Here is a 23,592-nt window from a genome sequence, read left to right as displayed (position 1 = left end):
ATGAGACTTTTAAAAGAAAATGCAATTGGTGTAGTTGTTGATATTCAAGAACGCTTGTTTCCCCATATTGATAAGCATGAACAATTGGAAGCCAACACTAAAATACTCATCCAGGGCATGAAAGCGCTGAACATTCCATTTCTGGTAACCGAACAGTACAAGAAGGGACTAGGCGAAACAGTTGAGGGGATTAAAGCATTGGTGCAGGACGATCCACATTTTGAGAAAATGGCCTTTAGCTGTTGTGATGATCCTAAATTTATGGAAGCACTTGAAACCAGCTCTAAACGCACAGTGATATTGGCTGGCATGGAATCACACATTTGTATGCTACAAACAGCCATTGATTTGCGAGAAAGGGGATTTACGCCTGTTATCGTTGAAGATTGTGTTAGTTCACGTACACCCGAAAATAAGCGCATGGGCATTGAGCGCCTGAAGCAGGAAGGCGTTATCGTTACCAGCTACGAATCAATTCTATTTGAATTGTGCCGCGTTTCAGGTTCCGATGCATTTAAGACCATCAGCAAGTTGGTGAAATAAAAGAATTTACATATTTTGCGAGCCACCTTAGGATTAAGGTGGCTTTTTTGTGACTAGTTGGAAAGTAGAGCAATGGGAATGAGACGAGTATTTGGTATTGGGGAAACAGTTTTGGACATCATCTTTAAAGATCTTCAACCAGTAGCAGCCAAAGCAGGCGGCAGCGCATTAAACACCCTGGTATCATTGGCACGTGTTGATGTACCGGTTAGTTTTATTACCGAAATCGGGTGCGATAAGGTGGGCGATAACATCATGCAGTTTTTAAGCGATAATCAGCTCAATACCGAATACGTCTGCCGTTTCACCAATGGCAAATCAGCATTGGCTCTGGCCTATCTGAATGACAATAATGATGCAGAATACGAATTCTTCAAAGACTACCCGCAGCAGCGTCTGCAAGGCGTCATTCCCGACTTCAGCGCAGGCGACATTGTTATATTCGGCTCCTATTTTGGCTTAAATCCAGCCATTCGTCCCCGTTTGCTCGAATATTTGCAGGTAGCTAAACAGCAAGGAGCCATCATTATTTATGATCCTAATTTCAGGCAGCACCATCTAAGCAACAGAAAACAGCTACTACCTGTTATTGAAGAGAACTTTCAGTTGGCTGATCTGGTAAGGGGTAGCGATGAAGACTTTCAGAATATTTATAACACAACCAATCCAACAGACGTATATGCCCGGGTTGCGGCACACTGTTCCAACCTGGTGATAACAGCAGGTGCCAAAGGCGTGTATACCTTCAGCGCGGGTTTTCACAGGCATTTTAAGGTGCCAATCATCAATCCGGTCAGCACCATTGGTGCCGGTGATAATTTCAATGCCGGCATCATTAAAGCTATGCTCGACTTTGATATCAACAAGGTTGACTCTTTAGTTATCTCACCTCAGGACTGGTTGCACATTGCGGCTTATGGTATTGAGTTTTCGTCGGAAGTATGTATGCGCATCGACAATTACATCGACACGCATTTTAAAAGCTCTTTAGAGGCAAAAATTAAACAGCGAATTAATTCACCTAACTAATGTCAGTTCACCACCAAGTCAAATCCGGATTAGTAAATCTGTTCTCTGGTATAGAACTGAGTTTCATCAATCAAAACTTTTTCAATGTTTTCCTTAGTAATTGATACTGATGGTATTTTAACCGTTGGCACATTAACCTGCCCATTGTTAACCTCAGCATTAGCCATCTGTCTGGCTTTCCTTTCGTTTTTAACCAACTCAATCATCACTTCAGCTGCCTTGTTGGCTGCATCCTTTAGTGGATGAAAAGCCGTCATTTGCTGCTTGCCAGCCAATACATTTTTGGCACCGTCTATAGTAGCATCCTGTCCACTGATATAAACTGTTTTATCATTACCATACCTCTCCAGCACTTCAATACAGCTATTGGCAATACCATCGAATCCTGCAAAAATCATATCGGGTACTTCTCCCGTATAAGAGAGGTACTGTTCAAGTTCATAGGCAGCATTTTCACCGCTCCAGTCCTCAATATAAGTCACATATTTCAACTCAATATTACCAGATTCAATATGTGGCTGCAGGTATTTTTTGATAGAGGCCATGAGCTCAACTGCATTTCTGTCATATTTATCTCCACCTAAAATAACGGCATCACCCGACGGCTTCACTTTTATAATTTCGTCAACCGTTATCTTACCAAGCACATCATTATCACCCGACACAAAAAAATCGAGGTCACTATTTTTAATCAATCGATTATAGGCCATTACCTTTACACCTCGCTCATTTCCTTCACGCACAATAGCTGCAGCAGTATTGGCATTAACTGCAATTATAGCCAGTCCATCAATACCTTTATCAAACAACTCAATCGCCTTTTGATATTGAATGGCAGCATCCCCATTACCATGCTCCACATACACCTTTACATTGTTTTTTTCAGCGTATTCTTTGAAATAGTCGGCCTCTCTGACATAACGATCAGTTATGGGAGATGAATATATAAAGCCAAGCTTAATTCCATTATCTGATTGGCAAGCTGATAACATCGTAACAACCAGCAGTCCAATTAACCATTTTATGTTGCGCATACTAATATTAAGTTTTTATCACAGGTTTGAACGATAAAAGTAACATTTTATCTAATTATTGTTTTCAAAACATGATTTTTTTCACATTTTTAAAGCCATATTTGCAACTAAAACAACCAACGTGTATGAAGTGGAAAGATCTTAAGATCCGCGCCAAGATAGGAAGCGGGTTTGCCTTGATAATGTCAATAGTTATCATCTTAAGCGTTGTAATGCTCTATAACCTAAGCAATGTAAACAACGGCATTCAGGAGCTTAAATCAACTTATATACCTATTGTCAGAGAAGCAGGCAAACTGGATAGATACTGGCACGAGACCAGGGAATTTGCCAGAAGTTATGACTTTACCGGCAATGCATATTTTAAGTCAAGAGCAGAAAAGAGCTTTTCTAAAATGACTTTAGCGCTTGATGAATTGCAGAACACGCTCAATAACGACCTTGCAATAATGACATCTGCAGGCGTTGATATTGAATTATTAGTGCAGCAAACAAAGCTTTATGATCAAACCACTAAAGCTTACTATGATGCATACACTCGTTCAAACAGAAGTAAGCTTAACTACCTGGCTGCACTTAATGAGTTGGGAGCTGCGTCGAGTCTTAATGCTAAAGCTGCACATCAGCAACTTTCAAGAATTGCACTCGGCATTTACCAGCAAGAATCTGTTCAGAATTACTTTAACATTAAAGATACTGAAGAAGACTTCAATACAATTAAGACGGAAATTGCAAATAGAACCTATAGCAGCACTGACAAAGAAATAATTGATAATACCATCAATGCTTTGGATGCATACCTGAGCTCTTTACGCCAGCTTAAAACTGCAGAGCTAAAGCAGTTTGAACTATCCAAGAGTATTATGTGGGAAGTTGGCGCAACAGCCGATGTAGGTTTGGATATGATGATGAAAATGGGGGATGAAAGTGCCGACATCATTTCGATGCAAAGGCAAATCCTTTTTATTGCCATTACTGTCATTATTCTTCTATGGCTAAGCTTGGTATTATTCTTATCAAAAGCCATTGCCAAGCCTGTTGAAGATAGCATTATATTGGCTGAGCAACTGGCACAAGGGGATTTATCAGTTCAGTTTAAAGCCAACAGCAAAGACGAAGTTGGTAAATTGGCTGCCGCCTTAAATTCAATGGTGACCAACCTGAAAGACATGGTTTCACAAATAAGCGAGAGTGCTAAACAGATTGTTAATGCCAGTGCACAACTTAACCTTGGCGCTACCGAGTTATCTGACGGAGCCACCCAACAAGCCTCGTCGGCTGAGGAAGTGTCATCGTCTATGGAAGAAATGTTTGCAAATATTCAACAAAACACCGATAACTCGAGAACCACCGAACAAATTGCCAGTGAAGCATCAAAAGGGATCACTGACAGTAACAAGGCCTCAAAAGTAGCCAGTGAGTACATTGAACAGATTGCAGAAAAAATCAATGTCATCAGTGACATTGCCATGCAAACAAATATCCTGTCGCTTAATGCCGCTGTTGAAGCAGCCAGGGCCGGCCAGGAAGGACGTGGATTTGCAGTGGTGGCCAGCGAAGTACGTAAGCTGGCCGAACGCAGTCAGCAGGCAGCCAATGAAATAACCACAGCCTCTGCCGACACGCTGGAATCATCGCGTATTGCCACTCAAAAGCTAGATACTATCACTCCAGAAATTGAAAAAACAGCGGTACTTGTTAAGGAAATTTCTACCGCATCTATGGAGCAGCTAAGCGGTGTTGAGCAAATTAACAGCGCCTTGCAGCAACTCAACCAGATCACTCAGCGCAATGCAGCTAATGCTGATGAAATAAGCAGTGCAGCCCAATCATTAGAGCAACTATCACATCAGCTTGAAGAGGCTGTTTCGGTATTTAACCAGTAATTAATACTTACAATATAGTGCTAGCCACCAGCGATTGCCGGTGGCTTTTTTGTATACTTTACAAGGCATTCAATAGGAACAAATTAATTCAATAGCCTATTAATTTCCGAATTAGAACAAATCATTGCACAGAAACTCACAGTGCCAGAAGGAATATAAAACAAAAAAGCCTCCAGATAAATCTGAAGGCTTTTGTACCGAGAGGCGGGCTTGAACCGCCGACCTCAGGATTATGAATCCTGCGCTCTAACCAGCTGAGCTACCTCGGCATTGCTTTTTGGAGTTATTAGCACCGCTGTGCTTCTCCGTTTTTGCGGTTGCAAATGTAGGACAAAACTTTATTCCTGCCAACTAAAAATCAAAAAAACTTTTCATTTTTTACTCTCCATCTCACAAACGACCTATGATAGAGCAAGATCTATATCAATATTTTTTTTGACTTATGCTTAGTTTAAGCTTGTTTTAATTTTTTAAAGAATTCTGCTATATTGTAACCCGTTATACAATTCTTATTAAAAATACCAACATGCCTACTCAAAAAGAAAAATTCGAACTTGAATATATTATTAAAACCTCACCTTCCATACTATTTTCGAGGTTGAGCAGCCCCAGTGGCTTATCAGAATGGTTTGCCGATGATGTAAATTTAAAGGGAAAGATATTCACTTTTGTTTGGGAAGGCTCCGAACAACAAGCCGAACAAGTGCTGCGTAAAGAAAATAAAATGGTGCGTTATCATTGGCTCGACGATGAAGACGACAAAGCATTTTTCGAATTCCGCATTAATGTGGATGACCTTACTGGCGAAACAGCATTGGTAGTAATTGATTTTGCCGAAGAGGACGAAAAAGAAGATGCCATCGAATTATGGAACAATCAGATTGATGAGTTAAAGCATGGGCTTGGTTCAGTATAGATACAATTTGCCTACTAAAATATCGACGCCTGGTTATTTAACCGGGCGTTTTTAGTCCTTAAATAAGCGTAATTGATAGGTTATTTGTCATATCAATAAACCTATCGAAAACCTTCCATGAAGACACTACATCAGTTTATACTAAAGAGCTATATTGGCCCTTTAGCAACCACCTTCTTCATATCTCTATTTGTCCTTCTGCTGCAGATACTCTGGAAATACATTGATGTTTTAGTTGGCAAAGGACTTGAATTCATCACATTATCCGAGCTTTTCGTTTATGCCATATTACAAGTTACTCCTATGGCTTTACCCTTATCAATACTGCTGGCATCTCTAATGACCTTTGGTAATTTGGGCGAAAATTATGAATTGGCAGCCATAAAAGCCTCTGGCATATCACTGTATCAAACCATGAAACCACTACTATTGCTTACCGCATTACTATCACTATTAGCTTTTGCCTTCTCTGATAATATCATGCCATGGGCTAATCGTAAGTTTTATTCGCTCCTTTATTCCATTAAATTACACCAACCAGAACTAGAGATTAAGGAAAAAGTATTTAACCAATTAAACACTTTCAGTATCAAGGTCGACTCTAAAGACAGAGAGTCGGGCAAATTACATGACGTAATGATTTATGATCACAGCAACGCCAAGCATCCTGCATCAAATGTTACAATTGCCGACCAGGGTTTGATTAAGATGGACGAAAAAAACAATATGATGCGGATAACACTTCACAATGGCATCAGGTATGAAGAGAATGTATCCAATACATCATCCGGCTTAATATTGAAGGATAAAGCTCATTATCAACAAGATGTTTTTAAAAAGCAAATTAGCTTCATTGATATGAATGATAGTGAGTTTACAAAAATTGATGAAGCAGCCTACGCCAGTCATAACAAAATGAAAAACCTGAATCAGTTAATAAGTGATATAGAAGCATTACAACACCAACAGTCTAAGCTCTCAAAACACATTAGCACCAACAATCATAAAAAGTTGCCTGCGTCATTAACCATAGCATCCAGCAATAACAGCACATACAAGACACCTACTGAAGTTAAGCAGGTGATTAATCACATGGTATTAGCCAATGCCAAACGAAACGCTCAGGAAGACCTGCTTACCATCAATAAAGATATCCGCCAATTTAATTCGCTAAAAGCTGAAGAATTAGCTCATCAGGTTGAATTACATCGTAAATTCACACTCCCTTTCACCTGCTTTATATTCTTTATTATCGGTTCTTCCCTGGGCGCTATAATTCGCAAAGGAGGTTTAGGAATGCCCGTTGTTGTTGCAATCGCATTTTTCATTGTCTATTACCTAATAGATACTTTTGGAGCAAATATGGTGCACGAAGAGATACTACCAGCCTATATAGGCATGTGGCTGGCTTCAGCCATGCTATCTATTATTGCCATATTTGTAGGTTATCAATCTGCCAATGACTCAGCACTTCTGCAAACCGACAATATTAAACTCGCTGTAAACAGATGGTTTCGACCTATAGCCAGAACCATAAATCATTAATAAAAAAACCTGAAGTAACTACACCACTAATATCTCCTAAACCCATTACCACAATAAAAACCTAATTAACAATGCTTGGTTGTTTTAATGTTTGACTAACTTTGCCATGCTGATGACTAAGAATCATCTTTAGTGAGATTAATGAGAACATGAAGAAGCTACACCTGTTTATTTTAAAAAGTTACCTGGGTCCATTGGCCATGACCTTCTTTATATCGTTATTCATATTAGTAATGCAGTTTCTGTGGCGATATGTTGATGATTTGGTGGGTAAAGGACTAGACTTTTTCACTCTGGCCGAACTTATGTTCTATGCCTCTGTTCAGGTAATACCCATGGCCCTGCCATTAGCCATACTACTGGCCTCACTGATGACCTTTGGCAGCCTGGGTGAGAACTATGAGCTCACAGCCATTAAAGCTTCAGGCGTATCGCTGCTTCGCACCATGAAATCGTTGATTTATGTAACCATTATCATCTCGGTGCTGGCTTTTGGATTCTCAAATAATGTATTGCCATGGGCCAACCTAAAGCTCTATACTTTACTGTGGTCGGTTAAACAAAAGAAACCTGAGCTTGAAATTAAAGAGCAGATTTTTTACGATGGCATTGAAGATTTCAGAATTAAAATAAGCAGCAAAGATCCTGAAACAGGATTAATGCAGGATGTCATGATATACGACCACCGTGACAGTCGGAATCCCAATTCTAATGTAACGCTCGCCGATTCAGGCAAGCTGCAGGTATCGGAGGATAATGGCTATATGAAGCTAACACTCATGGATGGCATCCGTTTTGAAGAAAACGTACAAAGTCAGCGAAAAAGGCTTGATGACCGAGAGAAACAGCGATTCAGACAAGATAAATTTAAGAAGCAGATTGCCCTGTTTGAAATGGAGGGTCATAATCTGGAACGAAGCGATGAGAAGCTATTCTCCAGTAACGACCGGATGAAAAACCTAACCCAGTTGAAGAGTGGCATCGATACCTTAAATATGGAGAAGAATACTTTGCTTGGAGAAGTCAGTAAACAAACAGAGAATTTCTTCTTTCAACAAAGACGTTACTACCAAAGAAGAAACAAGGAAGCGCCACAGCTGGCTTTAGATTCCGTACCCCCCCTTGACTACGACTCTTTGCTACTGGCGATGAATGATCACCAAAAGCTTATTGCCATTGAGGGAGCTAAACGTCAGGCGCAAGACAATCGCAGCCAGTTAGAAGGTAAGTTATCGCGCTACAAAAACTACAGGCAAAAAATAACACGGCATTACATGGAGGTACACCGAAAGTTTACCCTTTCGTTTGCCTGCTTTATCTTTTTCTTTATTGGCGCACCCTTAGGAGCCATTATTCGTAAAGGAGGACTGGGCATGCCGGTAGTTATATCTGTCTTGTTTTTTATTTTCTATTACATCATCGATACACTTGGAGCCAAGTTTGCCAACGAAGGTGCCTGGAAAGTTTATCAAGGCATGTGGTTATCATCCGCCATCTTGTTTCCATTGGGTGTCTTCTTAACCTATAAGTCAGCCACCGACTCAACCCTGCTCAACGCCGATGCGTACAGAATATTCTTCCAGAAGCTATTTAAACGGGAGAAATTTGATTTACAAAACCGGTTGGACAGAGAAAAAGAAGATGAAACAAAATCCAAGACCTGAGGCATTTCATTGTTTAGGTGCTTATTTTCATTAATTTTGCAGTCCCATAGCGGTTAACACTGTCGAAATAACTAGAGCAAATGTCAGCAGAACAAGAATTTGAATTAAATTCAATACCGGAGGCTATTGAAGCAATAAAAAATGGTGAACTAATCATTGTTGTGGACGATGAAGATCGAGAAAATGAAGGCGATTTTATTGCTGCAGCAGAATTGATGACCCCTGAAAAGGTCAATTTCATGGCCACACATGGACGTGGCTTAATTTGCACGCCGTTAACAGAAGAAAGATGTGAAGAGCTGGAGTTGGATTTAATGGTAGGCAAAAACACAGCCAGCCATGCTACGCCTTTTACAGTATCTGTTGATTTATTGGGCTATGGCTGTACAACTGGTATTTCAGCTTCAGACAGAGCCAAAACCATTTTGGCATTAACAAATCCGGAAACAAAACCGGAAGAGCTGGGACGCCCGGGGCATATTTTTCCACTTAAGGCAAAAAACAGAGGTGTACTTCGCCGTGCCGGCCACACCGAAGCAGGTGTTGATTTGGCGCGCTTAGCTGGCTTGCATCCGTCGGCTGTATTGGTAGAGATTCTTAACGAAGACGGTACAATGGCGCGTCTGCCACAGCTGGTGAAAATTGCCGAGAAGTTTCAGTTGAAGATCATTACCATAAAGGACTTAATTGCCTATCGATTACAAAAAGAGAGCCTGATTATTAAAGGTGTTGAAGTCAACCTGCCTACTGCAGTGGGTGATTTTCGTTTTATCCCGTTCAAACAGAAATCAAACGGCCTTGAACACATGGCACTGATTAAGGGAGAATGGACCGAAGATGAACCTATTCTGGTACGCGTACACTCATCCTGTGCCACGGGCGACATCTTTGGATCGTTGCGCTGCGAGTGTGGTGAGCAATTGCACAAAGCCATGGAATTGATTGAGAACGAAGGCAAAGGCGTGGTTGTATACATGAATCAGGAAGGCCGTGGCATTGGTCTGATGAATAAAATAGCCGCCTATAAACTGCAGGAAGAAGGTCTGGATACAGTTGATGCCAATATTGAATTGGGATTTGAAGAGGATGAGCGCGATTATGGAGTTGGCGCACAAATCCTTCGTGAATTGGGCGTTAGAAAAATGCGCCTAATGACCAACAATCCGATCAAACGTATAGGACTGGAGGGCTATGGATTAGAAGTGGTTGACAATATCTCCATTGAGGTAACTCCCAATCCGCATAACGAACATTATATGAAGACCAAGAAAGAGAAAATGGGGCACAATCTTGAGTTCTTCAAATACAACAATAAAGAGTAAAAACAACTCAATATACAGCGAAAGGAGGCCATGCCTCCTTTTTTTTATGCGCTATTTTTTAATCATGCGTAAACATATTTATAGTTGATGTGTTTCTTTAAGTAAGAGGTGCTGGTGGATGCCATTACTTATTTCTGCGGTCAAGTAATTTGGTCATTTAAAGGGTGTGATTAGTGATAAGATTGACAATGACCATTGAGGCTCCACCAGTTTCTTTTTACCTTTCCAATCACATGTGCTTACCCACAAATAATGCCAGACGAACAATCTCTTGATGCGCCGGTAACACTCTTCAAACAGTTCGTTTCTCCTGTTAATCGTAATAATCCAAGTAGTGAAAAAACAAGTGCTTCTTTAAACTCAACCAGCACATTATCGGGTATTACCACTTTTCCTTTTACTTTCTCTCGGATTAATGTCATTAAAAAACCATTATAAACCCCACCACCAGTAAACAGATAAGTACCTGCCGGCGCTTGCTTATTCAGGTCATTTGCTATAATTGTGGCCATATGCTCATAGAAGGTTCTCAGCCGGTCACTCAGCGAATAATGCTGATACTTATTCAATAGGGGCCATATAAATCGTTCAACCCACTCCTGTGCCAATGACTTTGGAGCCGTCTGCTTATAGTAGGGTAATTCATTTAGCTCATCAAGCATTTCGTCAATCACCTGACCGACGGCACCAATAGCTCCGTCTTCGTCCATCGACAAGTTCTTTTGCTCCACCAGTCGGTTAGCGATAAAATTAGCCGGACAGATATCCCAGGCGATACGCTCGTTATCTTTATTACAGGAAATATTAACAAAACCGCCAATATTCACACAAGCCTGATATTCTGAAAACAACAGTTCATCGCCGATGGGTACCAGAGGTGCTCCCTGACCATTCAAACACACATCAAGACTTCTGAAATCAGATATGGTAGTAATACCTGTTTCTGCGGCAATGACATGTCCATCACCCAGCTGAAAATTCATACCACTGGCAGGCTCATGAAAAACGGTATGCCCATGCGATGCAATCATATCGGGCTGACTGCGAGCATCCCTAACAAAAAATTCAACCTCCTTAGCCATCCATCGTCCATAATCACGGTGCAGCTGCATCAACTCCCTTCCTGAGGCATCAGGCGCTTGCTGCAGGCGTTTCTTCCACTGCGGCAGATAGGCCACAGTGGCATACTTCTCAATCTGGTACGACCAGTTCTTTGAGTGTCGCTTAAACTCACAAAGCACCAGGTCCAACCCATCTAATGATGTACCCGACATAAGCCCTACGCAACAATACGAATTCTTTATTTGTTTAATCATGACACATGCTATTAAGCATTAAAGTTGTGAAGAATTTTAGTTTTTAACCCCTTTATTCAATAAAATTCAGAATTATGCCCGACATTTCAACAACCTACATGGGACTGAAGTTAAGCAGCCCGATAATAGCCGCCAGCTCAGGATTGACCAACTCACTCGAAGACATTAAACACCTGGAGAAAGCCGGAGCCGGAGCCGTTGTTCTTAAATCATTATTCGAAGAGGAAATTGTGACGGAGATGGAACGTGAGCTGCATCGCATGCACTCTGAAAACTACCTCTACCCTGAAACAATGGATTATTACGACACCTTTGACGTTGAAGGTACTTTGAGTGAATACCTCAAGCTCATCAATGATTGTAAGAAAGAGGTGAATATACCGGTCATTGCCAGCGTTAACTGTATTACCTCACATAACTGGCCGGCCTATGCACGCAATCTGCAGGATGCCGGTGCCGATGCTATTGAACTGAATATTTTCTCATTACCATCGGATACTGATCGCAAAGGACTCGATAATGAACAGGTGTATTTTGACATTATTGAAGCCGTACTAAAAGAGGTGAACATACCGGTGGCCATTAAAATAAGCCATTATTTCTCGAACCTGGCCGATATCATCACCCGCTTATCAAAGACGGGTATTGCCGGACTGGTGCTTTTCAACCGTTTCTACTCACCCGACATTGATGTGGACAATCTTGAAGTGATACCAACTCATATTTTCAGTCAGGAGTATGAATATACCATGCCACTAAGGTGGATTGCCCTAACTTCCAGCCGCACTGAATGTGACCTGGCTGCTACGACAGGCATTCATGATTCGCGCACCATTTTAAAAATGCTGCTGGCCGGTGCACAGGTGGTACAACTGGCCAGTACCTTATACAAAAATGGTATCGACTCAATTGAGCGATTTAACTATGAGCTGGATAAATGGATGCAAAAGCACGAATTTAAAACGCTTGACGACTTCCGCGGCTCACTCAGTCAATCAAAAGCGGTCAATCCGGCGGGTTACCTGCGTGTGCAGTTTATGAAACAATTTAGTCAGAAGTAACCTGGTAAGCATCCAGTCATAAGATTTAAGACTTGGTAAAGTTCTGAAAAGCGTTTGAATTGCTAAAGATTCGCTTCAATGTTGCTTCATCAACATTGGAGCGATTCCTGTTTATAGAGCAATAGTTTTGGCCTACTTATCCATATTTCACCTTATCTTTGTCAATTAAACATCAAAAATGAATATCGACGATTATTATATGTCAGAGCCACTAAAGGAAAATGTTGACTATTACATGGATCCCAGGGGCTTTAGAGTGATGACTGAGAAATACCTGAGGGAGCGCGGCTATTGTTGTGGCAATGGGTGTAAGCACTGCCCCTATTTCCCTCCACATCATAAAGGCAACCGTGAATTAAAAGAATAACCGCAAACATAATAACACATGGCTGACAAACATTTACGCATCGTGTTTATGGGCACTCCTGATTTTGCTGTGGAAAGCCTGAAAGCACTGGTGGAAAACCAATATAATATTGTAGGCGTGGTAACAGCTCCTGATCGCCCGGCGGGCCGTGGACAGAAGCTAAAACAATCGCCGGTAAAAGAATACGCCTTATCGGTAAACATTCCGGTGTTGCAACCCGAAAAACTAAAGAACCCGGAATTTCTGGAAGAACTAAAAGCGCTTAAGGCAGACCTGCAGATTATTGTAGCTTTCCGCATGCTGCCCGAGGTGGTGTGGAACATGCCTCCAATGGGGTCATTCAACTTGCATGGCTCATTATTACCACGTTACCGTGGTGCCGCTCCTATTAACTGGGCGGTAATCAATGGCGATAAAGAAACCGGCGTTACCACCTTCTTTTTAAAGCATGAAATAGATACCGGTAACATTATCTTTCAGGAGAAAATGCCAATTACTGATGATGATACTGCTGGCACCGTGCATGACAAGATGATGCTGCTGGGAGCTGGTCTGGTGGTAAAAACCGTAAAAGCTATTGAAGAAGGAAGAGCTGAAGCTCTGCCGCAGGATAATGATGATAATCTGCTGAAGCATGCGCCAAAAATATTTAAGGACGATTGCCGCATTGACTGGAAGCAAGATGCCGAGTCTATTCGTAATCATATTCGTGGACTTTCGCCTTACCCAACAGCCTGGACCGAGTTTAAGATGAAGACCGGCAAAGAAATAAGCTGTAAACTATTTTTTGCCGAACGCAATAAAAGCAAGCAGCTTGCTCCCGGTCAGTTCGATTCAGATAATAAAACTTACCTGAGCATTGGCACCGGCAACGGCGTTTTAAACATTACACAGCTACAACTGGCTGGAAAAAAACGCATGACAATTGAAGAATTATTAAGGGGTTTTGATTGCAATCAGATTGAATCCATCCTATAATTACCAGATATAAAAATGGCCTTAAGACACATCGCTTAAGGCCATTTTCAATTGTTATCTAATGTCTGTCTATTTCTTCCTGCGCCTTAAACTTAACTTATCTCCAGCTTTAACCTTTTCGCTTTTGCCAAGGTTATTAAATCGCTGCAGCTTACTCATTTTCACGCCATATTTTTGAGAAATGTAATGCAAGGTCTCCCCTTCTTTCACCACATGGTATTCGTGGCTTCTATGGGCTTTACCTTTTTTGCCCTGAATATAAATATATCGGTAGTCCTGGATATTTGTGTCTGATGCAACATCGTTGTAATGGTATAACTCCCATGGTCGCAACCCAAACTCTTCCGATACAGAGTCGAAGGTATCACCCTCTTCAACCCGGATGTACTTAACTCCATTGTTGTAATCCACCACATGCGTGTTATAGGTCGTTATTTCAAACTTATCATCACCTTTAGTCGTGCTCTGTTTCTGCCATTTTTTATTCTCATCCAGCAGATATAGCTTATGCTTTTCGATAATATCAATCAGGCGATGGGCATATTTCGGATCAGTTGCATAACCGGCTTTTTTAAGCCCCTTGGCCCATCCTTTGTAGTCGGTTGTTTTTAGTTCGAACAGGCTGGCATAACGCTGCTTACCCACCAAAAACTCAGAATGATCGATATACGACTCATACACGGTTTTGTACTTTCGAAAACACTCACCTCGCTTATCATCATCATGATACACGCGTTTACCTTTCCAATCACTATGGCACTTAATCCCGAAATGGTTATTTGATTTACGGGCCAAAGTACTGTTACCGCTCCCTGACTCTAATATTCCCTGAGCCATGGTGATACTTGCCGGAATACCTGCCCGCTTCATCTCTTTAATGGCTAAATCTTTATATTGATCGATGTATTCGGGTGTAGATATTTTTCGGTAGGACTGCCCATTTGTGCTAAATGTAAAACACGAGACTAAAACGACAGAAACAAATAACAAATACTTCATTACTTATAATTTATATGCTTGACAGTGGCAAAGATAAAATTTAAATCGAACTCTGTTTTATAAACGGTCTAATGCGTCAATAAGTATTCCTGCCTGTCAGAATCATCGGTCATCCTCATCCGCTGGTGCGTCAGGCAAATTAATGCAGTCTTCTGGCATTTTAGCTCATCAACCTGGCAAATTCACTCAAAGCACTGGCTTTTTCACACAAGCGTCTGGCATTTGGCCAGATGAGTCTGTCTTTTAACCAGAACCATCTGCACTTTTGTTACAAGAGACTGTAAAAAAGTCAGAATAGGCTGGTAAATTCACAGAAATTTCTCACTTTTTCTTAGAACACTCTGGGTAAAAGCCAGACAACTTTCTTACACAACCAGCTATTTGAGCAAAAAAGCCAGGTTATCGACTAAAAAAGACAGATGTCACCATACCAGGTGGTCATTACCGAAACAAAAAACTCTACTGTAGTACCTATTCGTTAAAGAAAGGTTAAAGTAAGGCGCATTACAATGCTAAAGAGTTCGAATACTGCTGACATACTCACGAATTTTTTATCTTTGCCTGAAGGCTATGTTTTACTGTTGATTTTGATACATGTAAAACACTCAACCCTTCATAATTCAACAAATCAATGTTGTGGGTGAAAACCTGAACAGGCACTGTAGAAATAGATTTAAAATGAAAATAGCACTTATTGGGTATGGAAAAATGGGTCAGGCAATTGAAAAAATCGCACTCGACCGTGGACATGAAATTGTAAGCATCATTGATGTATCGCGCGATGACTCGTTCGACGATGACAGCTTTAAGTCGGCCGATGTCGCCATTGAGTTTACGCGTCCCGAAGCCGCTTACTCCAACTACTTAAAATGCTTCGAAGCTAATATTCCGGTTGTTTCGGGAACTACAGGCTGGTTAGACCAACTACCTGAAATAGAAGAACGCTGTAAAAACGGGGAGCAAACATTTTTCTATGCCTCCAATTTCAGCCTGGGTGTGAATATCTTTTTTGAGCTTAATAAACAGCTGGCCCGCATCATGAATAAGATGAGCGAGTACAACGTGTCGATGGAAGAAGTGCACCACACGCAAAAGCTGGATGCACCAAGCGGAACCGCTATCACCCTGGCCGAAGGCATCATCGAAAATATGGATGCAAAAAGGAACTGGAAACTCGACAAAGAAGAAAACAGTTCCGATATAGCCATCAAAGCCATCCGCGAAGGCGAGGTACCAGGTATTCATACCATCAAATACGAATCGCCCGTTGATGAAATCATCATTCACCACAGCGCTAAATCGCGACACGGTTTTGCCCTGGGAGCAGTGTTGGCGGCCGAGTTTGCCGCTCAAAACAAAGGCTTCTTAAGTATGAACGACTTATTAAACTTCTAACCTAAACAGAACTCTAATGCAAAATGTACCTCTAATTAAATGGATTAAACTGGCAGTGGCCAGTATTATCTTCATCCTTTGGGTAGTATGGGTGGGTAACTTTTGGTTACTACTGCTTTACCCATTGATATTTGATAACTACATCACCAGGAAAATACCCTGGGACTTCTGGAAAAAAACAAAAGACGGCAAAAAACCAAGTGCTATTGTCGAATGGACCGATGCATTGGTATTTGCACTTATTGCCGTGTACATGATTAATATCTTCCTGTTTCAGAACTATAAAATCCCCACCAGCTCGCTTGAAAAATCATTGCTGGTAGGCGACCATCTATTTGTGAGCAAGGTAAGCTATGGTCCACGTATGCCCAATACACCTATTGCGTTTCCGTTGGTGCAAAATACCTTCCCGATTATCAATACCAAATCATACACCAGCTGGCCCCATTGGGACTATAAACGTTTGAAAGGGTTTGGCGATGTGAAACGCGACGACATTGTGGTGTTTAACTTCCCGGCAGGTGATACGGTACCGTTCAGACAAACCAATCCTGACTATTACAACCTGATGATGGAAGCTGGTAAATCACAAGTGATGCGCAACCAGGAACTGATGCCAAAGCAACCTTTTAACTCCGACTGGGAGCGCAACCACTACCTGATGAACATTGGCCGCAAGGTGATTGCGAATGACCCCAATACCTTTGGTGAGGTGTTATACCGTCCCGTTGACCGCCGCGACAACTATGTGAAGCGCTGTGTGGCTATCCCCGGTGATGTGTTTGAGATACGTAGCAACCAGATATACATCAATGGCGAAGCCGTTACCAACCCTGAAGATATTCAGCACAATTACCAGATAACAACGGATGGGACAGTCCTTAACAACCGTTTCTTTGAGCGCATGGGCATATCAAAAGCAGACTATCTGGGCCAAATAGCGCCAAACTATTACCTGCCATTAAGCAAAGACAAAGCAGAACAGGTAAAAGGCATGTCGTTTATCAAAAGCATCGAAATAGAAGAAGAAAAGCCTAACGGCAGTGGTTTCCAGGTCTTCCCTTTCAGTAGCGACTATAATTGGAGCCGCGACAACTTTGGGCCGTTAAAAATGCCTGTGGCTGGTGAAACGGTGGAGCTGAACATGAAAAACCTGGTGATTTACGAACGTATCATCACAGCCTACGAAGGCAATAAACTGGAAGTAAAAAATAACCAGATTTACATTAATGGTAAGCTGGCCACCAGCTATACCTTTAAAATGAACTATTACTTTATGCTGGGTGATAACCGCCACAAGTCAGCCGACTCGCGCTATTGGGGCTTTGTACCAGAAGACCATATTGTTGGTAAGCCCATTCTTGTCTGGCTATCGCTTGATACCGACAAAGGATTCCCTGCCAATATCCGTTGGGATAGATTCTTTAAAATAGTACATAACTAAATACATCCGGGAAGCTCAAACAGGAGCTTCCCTTTTTTATATTAAGCGTGAAAGCTGCCTTACAATATTTACTGATCATTCTCTGGCTCTTACTGGCCATCTGGAGCCAAAGCTGGGTACTCATCAGCCTGCTTTGCCTGGTAAGTATATTGCTTTGGCACCCGGCTCTTAAACAATGGTTGCACAACTATTTTAATCGGATAGCACGCGCCAAGGTCAGGTGGCTTGAATGGTTACTGGCCTTAGGTATCTCCATCCTGTTTATTGGGTTTGTTAATACCTGCGCCATTAGCTTTTACACCATGCAGTCGAGCAGCATGAGCCCGGCTCACAACATCAATGAATTGATTGTCATTAATAAACTGGCCTACGGACCAGCCCGTCAGGTTAATCAATCTCAGAAATACCGCAGACTACCTGGTTATTCACCCATGAAACACGGCGATGTGATAGCCTTTCATTTCCCCGAAGCTGATACCAGCTTTGTAAAGCACGTAGAGGAAAACTATCACTTTGTTAAAAGACAATACCAAACAACCAAAAGCTACAATCCACTTCTGAAAGCTGAAGTTCAGCACAATCCTGTGGCGAATCGTAAGATTTTTATTAAACGACTGATAGCTTTGCCAGGCGATACCATGAGCATAAGCAACGGCGAATATTTTATCAATAATCAGCGTTTGGCATGCAACGCATTATTTATCGGCAAATACAGTTTACGCTCATCCGCTCCCGACCATATAAAAGACACTATCAGAAAAAAAGCGCATACCACATACAGGGAAAACGGCGCTCAGCAAATTGAGATACAGCGTAAGCTGTTGGAAGAAAACAATTGGGGTGAGTACCTGAACATTGAAGAAGAAACCATGAACATGCCCAACACCTATGTATTCCCGTTTCAGGCCAGTTACTTCTGGAATGCATCCTATATGGGCCCCATCATCATACCTACCAAAGGTAAAACAGTGCGCCTCACAATGACCAATATTCCCTTGTACAGGCGCATTATTGAGGCCTATGAAGATAATCACCTGACTATAAAGGACAACACAATTCTTATAAATGGTAAAAACAGCAAAGAATATACCTTTAAAATGAATTACTACTGGGTAGCCGGTGATAATCAAAAGCATTCTTTCGATAGCCGCTATTGGGGTTTTGTGCCCGAAAACCATATTATAGGTCGGGTTGAAAAACTTTCGGACACTAAGTGATAAAATGCCTATCTTGCACGCATAACTTTTAACTGCTGTCAAATGAAAAAATCATTCTGGGTAATTTTGATTTCATCGGCCATATTGGTGATTTTCTCAGCCAAGAATGCTGATCCCGTAAGCGTAAATATTCTGTTTAACGAAATACGGGTTTCACTGGCCATCCTGCTCATTATTGTTTTTCTAACCGGATTCATCGCCGGTGCCTCTTACTTTTTTATCAAATCAAAGAAAAAGAAAGAACCAATCAACGATACGCCTGAGTATACTGAAGAATTAAGTGATACGAATGCCAACAACTAAGATAATTCCGCTGACTTATTTAGGACCTGTGCAGCTCTTTTCGCACATTGTTAATGCTGATGTTGTGGTTATTGAACAGCAGGCTAACTACCAACGAAAAACATATGCCAACCGCTGCTCAATTGCTGGTGCCAATGGGCCAATGCATCTGGCCATACCGGTTACCAATATCAAAGGAAGCCGAACAAGCATTAAAGAAACGCTCATCAGCTATGACATGGATTGGCAAAAGCAGCACTGGCGCTCAATCGTGTCGGCCTATAACAGTTCCCCATTTTTTGAGTATTACGCCGATGACTTCGCCCCATTCTATCATAAGCAATACAAATACCTGATAGACTTTAATATGGGCTTATTCAAGACTATGCTTGATGAATTAGAGCTGGATGTAAATATTAGGCTAAGTGATGAGTATGTGGCTACCAGCGATCAACCTAACGATCTGCGTAGAATTATTCATCCCAAATCATTGCCTGAAAATGATAAACAATACCAAACCATTGAATATCGACAGGTATTTGCGGAGAAATATTCTTTTGTCCCAAACCTGAGTGTGATTGACCTTTTGTTTAGCAAAGGACCTGAAACCTATGACATTTTAAAGGCCTCCATTATTGGCTAAAAAGTGAAGCGCCTCGTCAATAATCAACTGATGATCAAAAGCTAAGTGCGGTAATTTATCGACATCAAACCACCTGGCATCAGCCGCATCATCCATACCTTGAGCTAGTAACGGGTGCTCGGTTACGGCTGTGTAAACCACTGAGATAGTACGATGACGTGGGTCACGATTTATGCCTCCATAGGTTTTAAATTGTTCTATGGCTATGGTATCTATCCCTGTCTCCTCCTTTAATTCGCGCAAAGCTGCATCCGATAATTCTTCGTCCATATCAACAAAGCCACCGGGCAAAGCCCATAAGCCTTTATAAGGCTCATTACCTCGCTGTATCAACAACAGTTGCCGTGTCTGTTTTGCCAGCAGAACAACATCGGTGGTTACTGCCGGGCGCGGATATTCGTAGGTATAAGCCATTACAATATACGTTTTATCACACGCAATTTATGAGTGTAGGTGCGTGTGTCTTCATTAAATATACCCTGATGATCGAGTTTATCTAACCTTACACGCCCAGAGGCATGAATGATATCTCCTTTGCCAAGACAAAGACCAACATGAGTAATGGTTCCTTCCTCGTTATCGAAAAAGGCCAGGTCGCCCAGTGCAGCCTCTTCAACAAAACTAATAATCGAACCCAGCTCAACTTGCTGTGAAGCATCTCGAGGCAATTGAATTCCCGACATTTTCAGTACAACCTGAGTAAAGCCGGAGCAGTCGATACCATAGAAACTACGTCCTCCCCATAAATAAGGGGCATTTATAAAGGCCGTGGCATTGTCGGCTATTGAACTAGCCGGTTTAGAAGCACTATAATTACCAGAAATATAGTACTCCTTATTTCCTATTGTGAAGCTATTTCGGTCGCTACTATTAAAAAAGACACTACTGCCACCTGATAGGAGGTGCGTTGTTTTATCTGGTTCAGAAACCACTCTGATAAAGGGCGCCGGCACTGTCCATTTCTCGGCATTTATCCACCTTTCAACCTCCTTTTCTGAGAGTTTGGCAACCAGTTTAGCATTGATCCACCCAATGTAATTATCATCATGCAATTGTATTTTGCACCAATCATCCGCTCGTTCAATTACATCAAAGGTATCTCCAAATAATAATTGTGTGACCATCTCAGAGCGTTCAGTCGCCTCATTTCTTACTGGTATGAAACCATACGTACAAATTGATTTTTCCATCAAATCACCTATTTATGTTCGCTTCAATGGTCCTATCGCATAACGACAGGAATAGCAGCAAGCACTACTATCATGAACAAAATTGGGGTAAAAAAACTTACCTTTAGCTATCTTTGGTCATATTAATTGTGCCTTTAATAAAATTTTAGGATTATGCTCGAACTGTTTTCTGGATTTAAAAGCAAGTTTTACAAGCCATTTGTAAGGATACTTCTTTTCATTATCAGCATTGTTATTGTTACCTATTTGCTTCCCAAAACAGGGAAATTTGCATATGAATATCAGAATGGTACGCCCTGGAAACACCAAACCTTGATTGCACCATTCGACTTTCCTATTTACAAAACACAGGCTGAACTTAACGATGAGACCAACGCGGCTCTAAAGAATTATCGCCCTTATTTTGAGTTTGACACATCTATGGTTCAAAGCATCAAGGAGGAGTTTTCGAATGACTATGATGGATTTGTTAATAATAATCAGGATAATTATCCTCTGTTGGCCAAAGGCAATAAAGATAAAATCAACTATTTTGCTTTACTAAAGAATAGCATCATTGACAATCTTAATGAACTATACGCTCAAGGTATCATTCTTCTGCCCGAAGAGTATGTGGATGCCCAACCCTCCTTTGAGATGATGTTGATTAAAGGCACTTACGTGGAGCCCTATGAGCTTTCGGAGTTAGAACAACGAACCAGTGCTTACCAACGACTTGCCAGAAATTCCGCCACTGATTTACCTCTTGAAAATGAGGAAATAATTGGTGAAGTTTCGCAGCTAATCAACAGTCTGCAACTTAATAAATACATAAAGGCCAACGTACTTATAAATGAAGAACGAAGTGCGACTGAACTTGCCCAGCTAAGAAAAAATATTTCACTTACATCGGGGCGAGTATTGGCTGGCCAGCGCATCATCGACCAGGGTGAGATTGTAACAAGTGAAATCGAAAAGGTACTGGATTCATTGAGGCGCAAATACGAAGCCAACATTGTATCAGATACCGATTATTATTTTATACTGTCAGGCCAGCTTTTACTGGTCGCCCTCATGTTTACCTCTATCTATCTATTCCTTTTCTACTTTAGAAGAGACGTATTCAATTCCATCAGTTCCATCAGTTTTATTCTGCTGATAACACTAACGATGGTGTTATTTGCCAGCCTAAAGCAGTTTTTTGTACATTTCCCATTCTTCATCATACCATTTGCCATTCTTCCGATCATCATTCGAACATTCCTTGATAGTCGTCTGGCCTTTTTCATGCATGTGATCACCATACTTATTTGCGCGTTTTTTGCACAAAACAGCTTTGAGTTTGTATTTATCCAGATACCTGTAGGTTTGGTGGCCATGTTTAGCTTATTCCGCATGACGCGTCGCAGCCACATCGTCAGAACAGCTATGCTCATTATACTCACCTATTCTCTCTTTTATACATCGCTATTATTGTGGCAGGAAGGCACATTGAAAAACATCAATCCGGTTATGTTTGCCTATTATGCCGCCAATGGAGTAATGTTACTAATGGTGTATCCACTGATTTGGATTTTCGAACGTATTTTTGGCTTTCTATCGGATGTCACTCTTATCGAATTGGCTGATACCAACCATCCTGTTTTAAGAGAAATGGCTGAGGCAACACCTGGTACTTTCCAGCATAGTATACAAGTAGGTAATCTGGCTCAGGAAGTAGCGTATAAATTGGGTGCCAACCCGGCATTGGTGAGAGCCGGTGCCATGTATCATGACATAGGTAAAATGGCATCACCACTTTTCTTCACCGAAAATCAGGCTGGCGGCTTAAATCCGCATACTAAACTCGATTTTGAAGATAGTGCACGTATTGTTATTAATCACATCGATAATGGCGTTAAAATGGCGCAGAAACATAACCTCCCACGTCAGATTATTGATTTTATCACCACCCACCAGGGAACTACCAAAACACGCTATTTTTACAATTCATATATCAACAAATACCCTGAAAAAACACCAGACATATCTGCATTCTCTTATCCGGGCCCCACACCATTTACTAAAGAAACAGCCATTTTAATGATGGCCGATTCCATTGAAGCTGCTTCCAGAAGCCTTAAAAGTTATTCGGATGATGAAATTGATAAATTGGTCGAGAAGATTATTAATATTCAGATTGAGGAAGACCAATTTATTAATGCCCCCATTACATTTAAAGAAATTACTGAAGCTAAAGAGGTCTTTAAAAATAAGCTCAAAAATATTTATCACGCACGGATAGAATATCCAGATATTAAGAAGTAAAGATTTCTAACCCCATTGATAAAATTTTCAGTGGGGTTTGTTTTATAAATCTCTTACTCCAATACCAATGATGAATTAGGCTTATAAGTATGCCTTGGAAGCATATATAGCAAATTCAAATTAATCCTCTATCGCCTTGCATTGTATCATTATAAAGAGCTTGGCTTTAATGTAGGCTATTCTCGCATTACATAAGTTCAATTTAATAGTGCTTCAGTATTCACCAATCCAGTTGAAGCAGCATCTCCTGTCTTAAATAAGCTCACCAGCGTCATAAAAGGTATGATTAACACTCGCGTACTGCAATGGACACATTCCAAACTAATTTAATCACACATTTAATTCGAGTAGACATTAAAATTACAAGGCAATTTTTGAGATAACAGAACTCAAGCTTTTTCTCTACAGATTGTGTAAGAACTATGCTTATACCTGTTACGCGCGTGTTCTATCTAGGGACCAGGATTAAACACCC

At 41.2% G+C, this 23,592-nt stretch carries 21 protein-coding genes and 1 tRNA gene; 16 read left to right on the top strand and 6 right to left on the bottom strand.

Going from position 1 to position 23,592, the window contains the following annotated elements:
- The gene (locus tag KEM09_RS18260) at window positions 1-543 is read left to right on the top strand and encodes a hydrolase (protein ID WP_212230492.1); all 543 of its coding nucleotides are present in this window, start codon (window positions 1-3) and stop codon (window positions 541-543) included.
- Between the two features lie 78 nt (window positions 544-621).
- Window positions 622-1,572 carry a carbohydrate kinase family protein gene (locus tag KEM09_RS18255; protein ID WP_212230490.1) on the top strand — a complete coding sequence of 317 codons (951 nt, stop codon included), beginning with the start codon at window positions 622-624 and terminating at the stop codon, window positions 1,570-1,572.
- A 29-nt stretch (window positions 1,573-1,601) separates the two neighbouring features.
- Here KEM09_RS18255 and KEM09_RS18250 read toward each other — a convergent pair whose 3' ends face one another.
- Window positions 1,602-2,606 carry a substrate-binding domain-containing protein gene (locus KEM09_RS18250; RefSeq protein WP_212230488.1) on the bottom strand — a complete coding sequence of 335 codons (1,005 nt, stop codon included), beginning with the start codon at window positions 2,604-2,606 and terminating at the stop codon, window positions 1,602-1,604.
- Window positions 2,607-2,731: 125 nt separating this feature from the next.
- On the opposite strand from KEM09_RS18250, the gene KEM09_RS18245 reads away from it, so the two are divergent.
- Window positions 2,732-4,492 carry a methyl-accepting chemotaxis protein gene (locus KEM09_RS18245; protein ID WP_212230486.1) on the top strand — a complete coding sequence of 587 codons (1,761 nt, stop codon included), beginning with the start codon at window positions 2,732-2,734 and terminating at the stop codon, window positions 4,490-4,492.
- 195 nt (window positions 4,493-4,687) lie between these two features.
- On the opposite strand, the gene KEM09_RS18240 is transcribed toward KEM09_RS18245, so the two are convergent.
- Window positions 4,688-4,761, bottom strand: a tRNA-Met gene (locus tag KEM09_RS18240).
- 257 nt (window positions 4,762-5,018) lie between these two features.
- On the opposite strand from KEM09_RS18240, the gene KEM09_RS18235 reads away from it, so the two are divergent.
- The 4 genes from KEM09_RS18235 (at window position 5,019) to KEM09_RS18220 (ending at window position 9,939) form a co-directional block, all read left to right on the top strand.
- Window positions 5,019-5,408: an START-like domain-containing protein gene (locus KEM09_RS18235; RefSeq protein WP_212193276.1), complete on the top strand. Its 390-nt coding sequence runs from the start codon at window positions 5,019-5,021 to the stop codon at window positions 5,406-5,408.
- Window positions 5,409-5,525: 117 nt separating this feature from the next.
- The gene (locus KEM09_RS18230) at window positions 5,526-6,953 is read left to right on the top strand and encodes an LptF/LptG family permease (protein WP_212230484.1); all 1,428 of its coding nucleotides are present in this window, start codon (window positions 5,526-5,528) and stop codon (window positions 6,951-6,953) included.
- Between the two features lie 149 nt (window positions 6,954-7,102).
- Entirely contained in the window at window positions 7,103-8,617 is a 1,515-nt protein-coding gene (locus tag KEM09_RS18225) for an LptF/LptG family permease (protein ID WP_212230483.1), read from the top strand.
- 80 nt (window positions 8,618-8,697) lie between these two features.
- A complete protein-coding gene (locus tag KEM09_RS18220) occupies window positions 8,698-9,939 on the top strand; it encodes a bifunctional 3,4-dihydroxy-2-butanone-4-phosphate synthase/GTP cyclohydrolase II (protein WP_212230482.1) in 1,242 nt (413 codons plus the stop codon).
- A gap of 239 nt (window positions 9,940-10,178) precedes the next feature.
- On the opposite strand, the gene KEM09_RS18215 is transcribed toward KEM09_RS18220, so the two are convergent.
- On the bottom strand, window positions 10,179-11,255 hold the full coding sequence (locus tag KEM09_RS18215; RefSeq protein ID WP_212230481.1) for an anhydro-N-acetylmuramic acid kinase: 1,077 nt from the start codon (window positions 11,253-11,255) through the stop codon (window positions 10,179-10,181).
- Window positions 11,256-11,329: 74 nt separating this feature from the next.
- Between KEM09_RS18215 and KEM09_RS18210 the strand changes: the two genes are divergently transcribed.
- From KEM09_RS18210 to fmt, 3 genes are all read left to right on the top strand, one after another.
- The gene (locus KEM09_RS18210) at window positions 11,330-12,316 is read left to right on the top strand and encodes a dihydroorotate dehydrogenase-like protein (protein ID WP_212230480.1); all 987 of its coding nucleotides are present in this window, start codon (window positions 11,330-11,332) and stop codon (window positions 12,314-12,316) included.
- A gap of 178 nt (window positions 12,317-12,494) precedes the next feature.
- Window positions 12,495-12,683, top strand: a complete 189-nt coding sequence (locus tag KEM09_RS18205; protein ID WP_212230479.1) for a C1orf53 family protein — start codon at window positions 12,495-12,497, stop codon at window positions 12,681-12,683.
- An 18-nt stretch (window positions 12,684-12,701) separates the two neighbouring features.
- A complete protein-coding gene (gene fmt / locus KEM09_RS18200) occupies window positions 12,702-13,661 on the top strand; it encodes a methionyl-tRNA formyltransferase (protein ID WP_244825099.1) in 960 nt (319 codons plus the stop codon).
- A gap of 69 nt (window positions 13,662-13,730) precedes the next feature.
- Here fmt and KEM09_RS18195 read toward each other — a convergent pair whose 3' ends face one another.
- On the bottom strand, window positions 13,731-14,660 hold the full coding sequence (locus KEM09_RS18195; protein WP_212230478.1) for a glucosaminidase domain-containing protein: 930 nt from the start codon (window positions 14,658-14,660) through the stop codon (window positions 13,731-13,733).
- 678 nt (window positions 14,661-15,338) lie between these two features.
- Between KEM09_RS18195 and dapB the strand changes: the two genes are divergently transcribed.
- The 5 genes from dapB to KEM09_RS18170 are packed head-to-tail and all read left to right on the top strand — an operon-like array spanning window position 15,339 to window position 19,641.
- Entirely contained in the window at window positions 15,339-16,055 is a 717-nt protein-coding gene (dapB, locus tag KEM09_RS18190; RefSeq protein WP_212230476.1) for a 4-hydroxy-tetrahydrodipicolinate reductase, read from the top strand.
- Between the two features lie 16 nt (window positions 16,056-16,071).
- Window positions 16,072-17,499, top strand: coding sequence for a signal peptidase I (gene lepB / locus KEM09_RS18185; protein ID WP_212230475.1), 1,428 nt, complete (start codon window positions 16,072-16,074; stop codon window positions 17,497-17,499).
- A 47-nt stretch (window positions 17,500-17,546) separates the two neighbouring features.
- Window positions 17,547-18,716 carry a signal peptidase I gene (lepB, locus tag KEM09_RS18180; protein WP_212230474.1) on the top strand — a complete coding sequence of 390 codons (1,170 nt, stop codon included), beginning with the start codon at window positions 17,547-17,549 and terminating at the stop codon, window positions 18,714-18,716.
- 42 nt (window positions 18,717-18,758) lie between these two features.
- Window positions 18,759-19,019 (top strand): lipopolysaccharide assembly protein LapA domain-containing protein, encoded by a 261-nt coding sequence (locus tag KEM09_RS18175; RefSeq protein WP_212230473.1) that lies wholly within the window; start codon window positions 18,759-18,761, stop codon window positions 19,017-19,019.
- Window positions 19,006-19,641: a WbqC family protein gene (locus KEM09_RS18170; RefSeq protein ID WP_212230472.1), complete on the top strand. Its 636-nt coding sequence runs from the start codon at window positions 19,006-19,008 to the stop codon at window positions 19,639-19,641. Before KEM09_RS18175 ends, KEM09_RS18170 begins: the two co-directional genes overlap by 14 nt.
- On the opposite strand, the gene KEM09_RS18165 is transcribed toward KEM09_RS18170, so the two are convergent.
- Window positions 19,618-20,055, bottom strand: a complete 438-nt coding sequence (locus tag KEM09_RS18165; RefSeq protein WP_212230471.1) for an NUDIX domain-containing protein — start codon at window positions 20,053-20,055, stop codon at window positions 19,618-19,620. The genes KEM09_RS18170 and KEM09_RS18165 overlap by 24 nt on opposite strands.
- Complete coding sequence (locus tag KEM09_RS18160; protein ID WP_212230470.1) at window positions 20,055-20,831, bottom strand: C40 family peptidase; 777 nt, start codon at window positions 20,829-20,831, stop codon at window positions 20,055-20,057. The genes KEM09_RS18165 and KEM09_RS18160 overlap by 1 nt, the downstream gene beginning before the upstream one ends.
- Window positions 20,832-20,984: 153 nt before the next feature.
- On the opposite strand from KEM09_RS18160, the gene KEM09_RS18155 reads away from it, so the two are divergent.
- Window positions 20,985-23,117 carry an HD family phosphohydrolase gene (locus KEM09_RS18155; protein WP_212230468.1) on the top strand — a complete coding sequence of 711 codons (2,133 nt, stop codon included), beginning with the start codon at window positions 20,985-20,987 and terminating at the stop codon, window positions 23,115-23,117.
- The last annotated feature ends 475 nt before the right edge of the window (window positions 23,118-23,592 follow it).

The sequence above is a fragment of the Carboxylicivirga mesophila genome, from assembly GCF_018271975.1.
In the GTDB taxonomy this organism is placed as follows: Bacteria; Bacteroidota; Bacteroidia; order Bacteroidales; family Marinilabiliaceae; genus Carboxylicivirga; species Carboxylicivirga mesophila.
This window is presented reverse-complemented; position numbering and strand designations above follow the sequence as displayed.